Origin of the sequence: Okeania sp. SIO3I5 (assembly GCF_010672085.1) — a bacterium.
In the GTDB taxonomy this organism is placed as follows: domain Bacteria; phylum Cyanobacteriota; class Cyanobacteriia; order Cyanobacteriales; family Microcoleaceae; genus Trichodesmium.
The window spans coordinates 1-8,488 of record NZ_JAAHHT010000138.1 but is presented as its reverse complement, the minus strand read 5'-3'; the positions used below and the strand labels follow the sequence as shown (position 1 = coordinate 8,488).

Here is an 8,488-nt window from a genome sequence, read left to right as displayed (position 1 = left end):
CAAGTTTGACATTATTTGTAAAATTTTTTTGCCAATTTGTGGAATAAGGAATTTGAGCAACTACAGCAGTTAAAAGTCAAAATTTATAAACTCAAAAACCAGATTTTATCGGCTCAAAACTTTCAGAATACAGTGATTTTCAGAAATTCTTTCACATCTCAAGTTTGACATTATTTGTAAAGTTATTTTGCCATTTTTTTTGAATAAGGAATTGGATAAACTACAGCAGTTAAAAGTCAAAATTTAAAGGTCAAAAACCAGATTTTATCCACTCCCAACTTTCAGACTACAGTAATTTTGGGAATTTTTTTTCACATCTAAAGTTTGACAGTATATTTTTCGTTATTCCTTCTGTATTATTGAATTGCATTAATAACATTTTCTAGATTTTGGGTAATGTATTCTCCCTCAAAAAATTCTTCTTGTAAATTTGATAAACTTTCTTCTAAACGTTTAATTGCTAAATTTAAACCTCTAGTATTAGTAAATAATCTCGACCTCAATCGATTCATAACTAAATCCAGAATAGAATAATGTTTGTTACTATTCTCAGAACTTTCAAGGGGATAAAGTTTCAACAAACGAATTCCTGACAAATCTTGATTCTTGATCAATCCCACCAACTCTTCATCTACTTGACGAACAAACTGTTCAATCGCATATTTCATCACTACAGGTTGAAGACTAAAATAAGTTTGACCCTGTTTCTGGCTTTTTTCTATTAACGAACGTCGTCCAAGAGAACCAACTGTTTCTAATAATTCCGATGCTGATAGAGGTAATAAAATTTTTTCTTGCAGTTGAGATAAATTTATAGGTTGTTGTTCAAGAGCTAACCAATACATCAACTCTTTCTCAGCTAAAGATAATCGTTGAAAAGGTTGATCGAGTAAAGAGCGAACATCTCCCATTAAAAGCGTATTTTTAATAAAATCTCCAACCTGACCAGCATATAATTCTTGAACCATTCCCGAAATAATCTTAACTGCTAAAGGATTACAACCATAGCGTTCAATCAGACTCACCCAATTTTGACTCACAACAAATCCTCGTTCTGCTAAAATTTTTTGGGAAATTTCTTCAGAACCAACCACCTGTAATGAGCGAACTTTTTGCCCTTCCAACTGACCTAAATCTTTCAACTTCTCAGAAGTTGCCAAAATCAAACAACTTTGATGCGGCTCTTCAGCAATTCGTTGAATGAATTTTCCATAGTCTGTAAAACCATCAGCATAGTAACCTGCTAAATCCTGACAACTTAAAATCATCTCCACATCATCAAGAACCAATAAACAACGATTACTTCGTAAAATCTCCATCAGTTGAGAAATCCCAACTTCAATCTCCTCAAAGTTGCTCAATGATTGAGGGGATAAAAATTGGATAAAATCCGACAAAATAGAACCAAGTGACATCCCCTGACGTAGCGATCGCCAAATCACAAAATCAAATTTACCTGCATTTTGTTTAGCAAGTTTCACCGCTAGGGTAGTTTTTCCCATTCCCCCCATCCCTAATAGAGCAACTAACCGACAACGATCGCTTAAAATCCATTGATTCAACTGAGACAATTCTTCACTCCGCCCATAAAATGTTTCAACATCTGGTGCAGCATTCCAATCCTGACAAGAAATCAAATTAGTAGGTTCGGCACTCCGAGATAAAAACTCTTCAGATTGAGTTTGCTCCTGATATAGAGCTACCAATAATTGCTGTAACTTAGCCATTTTTCCTGGACCTTTACCGGAAATTTGAAACTTACGATAAGTTTCACCCAGTCGTTTACGAACCGTTTCTGGCTTAAGTTTTAGTTGTGTGGCAATTGTGGCGATTGACTCTCCTTCCAGTAAAGCCTTAGATAAGACTTCAAATTCTGTATCTGAGACACCATAGCCACTTGCAACTTGTTTCAGAAAATTTTGAGGAATTAACGTCATACCAAGTCAAAAGTCATACATTTAAAAGTCATAAAGTTAAATTTTTGCTGTGACTGAGTTTAGAGAATTTGAACATATCCTAGCTGCCCTGTCTATTGCAACAACATATAACTATAGATATATTATAACCCAAAATTTCAATTTAAGTGAGGTTTTCTAGCCAATATACTGACATTTTTATAACTTAAGTAACCTAAAAGGGACTTTTGAAACAGTTAGAAGTTAACAGCTATAAGGCTACAGGTAAGGTAAAAGGCACTTACAGCAGTTTTGATTTGGGTATACCACAGTAGAGACTTTCCATAGAACGTCGCTACAAGTAAGTCCCTGCAAGATTTTAGTTGTGAGGATGTTGTTCATCAATCTGGAAAGCACTTTATATAGCAGGGAAAGGGATACTTAGGACATTTTTTTTCCTATTTTTTGTTAACCGTTTCGTTTTACCTATTACTATTGTTCTAACCAACTATTTCTTTGGTGTATCAAAAATCTTACCACAAGTTATATAATTTATCATAAAGATTTGGTGTCAATTTTTGTGTAAAAAATAACTATTTCTAGGAAGTGGTAATAGTGCCAATAACTATGAAGCGATCGCTTGGGACTATAATTTAAGATGTAATACTAATTTTTAATTTAGTGTCAGGAACATCACAGATAATACTGAGGTTATTAACCATGACTATTTGGGTAAATGAACAGATAGATCCATCTGGGTGTGACTCGTTGGCTTAAAAGCCAGTTAAAAGCTAGATATAATTAGCCTTTCAGGTCAATGGAGTATAGCTTCAACCTAGAAAAACTCTTATGTCCTTGGCAGACATTGGTAAATCCTGTTGACTCCGCATGGACGTAGGAAAAACCTAGTCAGAGATTAATGCATGACTTTTGATTTTTGACTTCCCCAAAGCGGTTAACTTAATTAAAATGGCAATTACAATTAGACAATTAATTCAATGGAAACAAAAAGGTCGCCCGATAGTAGCTCTAACAGCTTATGATTATACGATCGCTCAACTTTTAGACAATGCTGGAGTAGATTTAATTCTGGTGGGAGATTCTTTGGGAATGGTAACTTTAGGTTATGAAACAACAATACCCGTCACTCTTGAAGAAATGATTCATCATGCTAAAGCAGTACGAAGAGGTGTAAAGCAGGCTTTAATAGTGGTAGATTTACCATTTTTAACTTATCAGGAAAGTCTACAACAAGCCATACATTCTGCGGGGAGAATACTTAAAGAAACAGGTGCTCAAGCTGTGAAGTTAGAAGGTGGCAATGAGGCGATCGCTGAAACTGTCTATAAACTAACATCAGTAGGCATTCCTGTTATGGGTCATATCGGTCTAACTCCCCAATCTGTACATCAATTTGGAGGTTATCGTCAACAAGGTAAAACTCCTGATGCTAGTGCCCGTATTTTAGGAGAAGCTGTAGCTTTGGAACAAGCTGGTGCTTTTGCCATTATCTTAGAACATATTGGAGTAGATTTAGCCAAAGAGATTACAGAAAAAATTTCTATTCCTACTATTGGTATTGGTGCAGGTGCTGATTGTGATGGTCAGATATTAGTGATTAATGATGTTTTAGGAATTTCTGATTGGCAGCCACCCTTTGCAAAATCTTATACTAATTTGCGAGAGACTATTACTCAAGCAGTTAAAGAATATAGTGTGGAAGTTAAAGAAAGAAAATTTCCTCAACCACGATCTTTGAATTAAGATACTATGGAAAGAGAGGTATTTTAGAGTAGGTGAGCTAATAGCTAATAGCTGACTGAATGTTACAATTCATAATTAATAATTCAGGTATTAAACCAATTTGAAATATGTTTACCGAATAATTAAGGTTTAAAGCCTCTGATGAGCAAGGAGAAACAAGAAAAAGTTTTCCTTGGAGTGAATCTTCTCCTTGAAAAGAAGAGGTAATTAATAATTATTAATTATTAATTATTAATTGTTGAATACTCCTCTACTCCCTGACTAATTCCTCAACCCTCCTTTCACAACCAACTAGCAAACTCGCTGGTAAAGCGATCGCCCAAAATAGCATCCCGAATACGTTGGGTAAAACGAATCAATTCTGTAACATTATGCAGAGACAAAAGAGTATAACCCAAAGCTTCTTTAGCTCTAACCAAATGAGCAAGATAAGCGCGGCTAAAATTTTGACAACAATAACAAGGACAAGACTCATCCAGTGGCCTAAAATCTTCCTTAAACTTAGCATTCTTCAAATTCCACCTCTCACCCCTCACTAATGCTGCTCCATGTCGCCCCAAACGAGTCGGTATTACACAGTCAAACAAATCTATACCCGAAGCGATCGCCCGTACCATTTCCCTATGAGTACCAATACCCATCAAATAACGAGGTTTATCCTCCGGCAACAAAGGAGTTGTCACCTTCACAATATTATCTATTAACTCACTAGGTTCTCCTACACTTACTCCACCAATAGCATAACCAGGCAAATCTAAATCTACCAACTGCCTCGCTGCTCTAGAACGCAGATCGGCATAAACACCACCTTGAACAATACCAAATAAAGCTTGGTCTTGACATTGATGGGCCTCAATACAACGCTGCAACCATCGATAAGTGCGATTTGTTGCCAACTCCACCTCTTCCTGACTCGCTGGGTAAGGAGGACACTCATCAAAAGCCATAATCACATCCGCTCCCAATTCATTCTGAATTTGGATTGAACGTTCTGGAGTCAAATCAATCATACTACCGTCACGAGGAGAGCGAAATTTAACTCCTGCTTCGCTAATAGTTCGGATATCTCCCAAGCTAAATACCTGAAAACCTCCAGAGTCAGTTAATATTGGCCCATTCCAAGCCATAAATTTATGTAATCCACCAGCACCAGCAACAATACCTTCTCCTGGTTGCAAGTGAAGATGATAAGTATTTGCCAAAATCATCTGCGCACCCGCTGCCTCTAACTGAGCAGGTGTGAGAGTTTTCACATTTGCTAATGTCCCGACAGGCATAAATCTAGGTGTATCTATACTGCCATGAGGAGTCATAAAAATACCTGCACGAGCTTTTGTATAGCTACAACGAGCCTGAGAATGAAAGGAAAAGTTTTGGGACATGGGATAGTAAATTTTAGCAATTAAGAAATTTTACCTGTTTTCTCAGTTAGTGAGAAAAGTTTATGTATAGCAGTCGCCAGAACGGTTAGAACTTTCTCACTCCTCTCAAATTTAGTTAGAGCAAGAATTTGACTTTTAACTTCTAAATTCTAAATTCTGACTTCTGACTTCTGAGTTATAACTTCTGACTTCACAATATTATTTCCCATCCCTATTTTTTCCTTTCTGCTTAAAATGGGCAATCATCATCATCTAACTGCATATCCCAATTGGATGACAAAACTTGATCCATTACTGCATCAAAAGCTGCAGCATTAATGTTTCTGCTATTTTCTTCTTGCAAGGGGTTTGAGAGGGGAATTAGTCTTAACTGGCGTCCTTCGTTAACTAAATCAAAATATGTTTCTTGAGATGGGGACTTCCCCAGTTCTAGGTAGTCAAAACTATAGACATTCAAATATATTGAGTGATTTGCAATTAAGGTTGACCTTTGACGATCGGCAAATATTTCTAATATGTATCCTTCCCCTTGGCTTTGAATTTGGCCATCTTGAGTATGGATGTATTGGACTCTGCCTAAATCTATCAATAGTCTTTGCATATCACGTTTGTTGACAATAATACCATTGTCGATTATGCAAGGTGCAGATACTCTGTGGTCAAAATTATTGGAAGTCATATAGCAAAAGCCTTTGATTTGGTAGACAGTCAGCAGAACAATTTTTTTGTTCTGAGTTGTAAGATAGTGCTATTCTTGTTCCAATTCTGGCACAGTTTCTCTGAATATGAACCAATAATATATCCTTTAAGACTATTCTTTAAATTTTTGCAGCGATTTTAACGAGGTTAGATAGGGGAACCACCGGATTAGCAACGTATAGAATTAATCAAATTAGGAGTCAGGAGTCAGGAGTCAGGAGTCAGGAGTCAGGAAAATATACTAAACCACTACATTCTACTATTGTCAGGAATTTAACACTCAACTGCCTACAGACTTCATGCATAACCTTATAGATGCTTAGATTATGCAATTAAACGCACTTAACATCTACTATTAACGCAGTTCCTATCTGGGAGGTTAACTGATTAATATTGAATCTGGTTATACAATGTATGTTTATTTTTAACAATCTTGAAAAATTCATATACCATATAAAATTTATTTTGTCAAATCAGATCCTGTTTGGATAATTTAGTTTAGTTATAAATAGAATATTGTGGTAGGGAGGTTCTATGGAAGCTCTCTACTGTTTCTCCTATTTCTCAACAAACAAAATTGTGGTGGTAAATATTGATACAACTAATTAGGAAAATTCTGGCAAAGCTCAGTGCTGGAATTGCTTTTTACACTTGTTTACCAATTCCCCATAATTGGAATTTAGATTTTCATGGTATTGCTCGTTTTGCTCCACTGATTGGATTAATGGTTGGAGGTATTCAGGGTTTAGTAGATATGGGGTTACAGTCTTTAGGGATGCCTGTACTTACTAGATCGACTGTAGTGATAATATCTGGAATTGTTTTAACTGGGGGTTTACACTTGGATGGGGTAATGGATACTGCTGATGGGTTAGCAGTGTTAGACCAAAAACGACGATTAGAAGTAATGGCAGATAGTGCTACAGGAGCTTTTGGTGCAATGGCAGCGATCGCTCTACTACTGCTAAAAATTACAGCTTTAACAGATTTAGATAGTTATCGTTTGTTGATATTAATGGGAGTAGGGGGTTGGGGAAGATGGGGTCAGTTAGTAGCGATCGCTCGTTATCCCTATCTTAAACCTACTGGAAAAGGAGCTTTTCATAAAAAGGCAAAATATTCTATTTGGGATTTTTTATTAGGGGTACTTTTATTGGTGAGTCTAAGTGGAATTTTGATTTTATTAGATCCTCAAAATTGGTTAGTAGGTTGTGGAATGGCAATAGGAGGAATAGCGATCGCTCTACTGACAGGTGCTTGGTTTAACAATCGTTTGGGCGGTCATACTGGCGATACTTACGGCGCTGTGGTTGAATGGACTGAAGCATTATTACTGTGTGTTTTGGTTACTTTGGAATAACTGAAAGACAATACGAGTAGGAAGAGTTTGTTGAATATTACTCAAGCTATACTTAATACTCATGGCTCTAGTATGTCCATCATAACTTTAAATGACATGAATGCTTGCTTCATTCATTTAACTTCTACTAAATTTTCATGCTCATTCTTAGAAATTTTTCAATTGCTTTTTTCTGCGTTAAAGGTAATATAGCTAATAGCTGTTAGCTGACTGCTGAATACTTACTTTAAAAGTATTTTTTTTCTATTAATTCGTTAATTTTATCAATTATCTATTTCATCACTTTCCTTCATTTATGTAATAATTCAGCTATTAGATTTCAGAACTCAACTCTAATTATCAATCAAGCAATTTTTCCTTGAACTTATAGCACATTTTCAAGCCATAAATTGAAATACAAAAACGTAAGCATTCAGCCGTCAGCTCTCAGCTTTCAGCGTTATATCATGTCCGGTTGAACAGTGATAAATAAATAACTACGGAGGAGTCAGGAGGTAGGGACGTTGCATAAGGGCGTCCGTACAGGAGTCAGGAGGGAAGAAAGAAGGAAGAGGAAGAATAGGAGAAGAAGAAGAAAGTTTTTTTATAACTAATTATCCGGACATGATATTACTTATTTGTTGTATTTGGAAGAGGAATTAGGATTTAGGTAATGCGAGAATTAAAAGTCTAGATGAAAACAAAAGCATCAGCTAATTTTAACTATTTAGGTTGATTTTTCTTGCTGATAGCTGACCCCTAATAGCTGAATACTTACACAAAAACAAAAAGTTTTACTTGTCAACCCATACAATTAATTGTGTCGTGTGAAATATAAATCTGTTTGGGAAGCTGATAAACTGATAGCTGACGTCTGAATGCTTACTCATTTACTAGCTAGAAGTGGTCTAAGTTTTTAGTTTAAACTGACATTTTTCTTTTTTGATTTATGCAAATTTTCGGAGTAATTTTTACATAAAAATTATCCTTTTTTTCTGGATAGAATCCGGTATTTTTACTCAAAAAAAATCAATTTTTCGATTCCTAGTATTAATGCTTAATTAATTGCCTTTTGAGAGTCTTGCATCAGCAGAACTGCTGTTTTATATTATTTGGCACTACATTTGAAATATAGAATGTGGATTTTAAATAAGGTGTCAATATTTATCTAAGTAAGTTAAGATGGGTTTATAGGGTTTAATTTATGTTGATTCAAACTTCTTTGAAACTCTTTTCTTATTAACTTTTGTAAATTTTTTATGTACTTAGTTTAATGTACATTAATACCATGGAAACTTTATCATTGAGCAAAAAATAAGGTCTCAAGCCTCCCCTTTCAAGGGGATGAAAAAAATATTCGATTCAATATTTCAAGCCTCTGACTTTAGGCAGAGGTACTGATAACTGAT

General features: G+C 35.5%; 5 protein-coding genes. 2 read left to right on the top strand and 3 right to left on the bottom strand.

The window, feature by feature from the left end:
* Positions 1-356: 356 nt before the first annotated feature.
* Positions 357-1,937 (bottom strand): NB-ARC domain-containing protein, encoded by a 1,581-nt coding sequence (locus F6K40_RS25580; protein WP_293139916.1) that lies wholly within the window; start codon positions 1,935-1,937, stop codon positions 357-359.
* Between the two features lie 927 nt (positions 1,938-2,864).
* Between F6K40_RS25580 and panB the strand changes: the two genes are divergently transcribed.
* Positions 2,865-3,659, top strand: coding sequence for a 3-methyl-2-oxobutanoate hydroxymethyltransferase (gene panB / locus F6K40_RS25575; protein ID WP_293139915.1), 795 nt, complete (start codon positions 2,865-2,867; stop codon positions 3,657-3,659).
* Between the two features lie 281 nt (positions 3,660-3,940).
* On the opposite strand, the gene tgt is transcribed toward panB, so the two are convergent.
* Both tgt and F6K40_RS25565 read right to left on the bottom strand, forming a co-directional pair.
* A complete protein-coding gene (gene tgt, locus F6K40_RS25570; protein ID WP_293139914.1) occupies positions 3,941-5,041 on the bottom strand; it encodes a tRNA guanosine(34) transglycosylase Tgt in 1,101 nt (366 codons plus the stop codon).
* A gap of 229 nt (positions 5,042-5,270) precedes the next feature.
* On the bottom strand, positions 5,271-5,720 hold the full coding sequence (locus F6K40_RS25565; RefSeq protein ID WP_293139913.1) for a hypothetical protein: 450 nt from the start codon (positions 5,718-5,720) through the stop codon (positions 5,271-5,273).
* Between the two features lie 615 nt (positions 5,721-6,335).
* On the opposite strand from F6K40_RS25565, the gene cobS reads away from it, so the two are divergent.
* The gene (gene cobS, locus F6K40_RS25560) at positions 6,336-7,100 is read left to right on the top strand and encodes an adenosylcobinamide-GDP ribazoletransferase (protein ID WP_293139924.1); all 765 of its coding nucleotides are present in this window, start codon (positions 6,336-6,338) and stop codon (positions 7,098-7,100) included.
* The last annotated feature ends 1,388 nt before the right edge of the window (positions 7,101-8,488 follow it).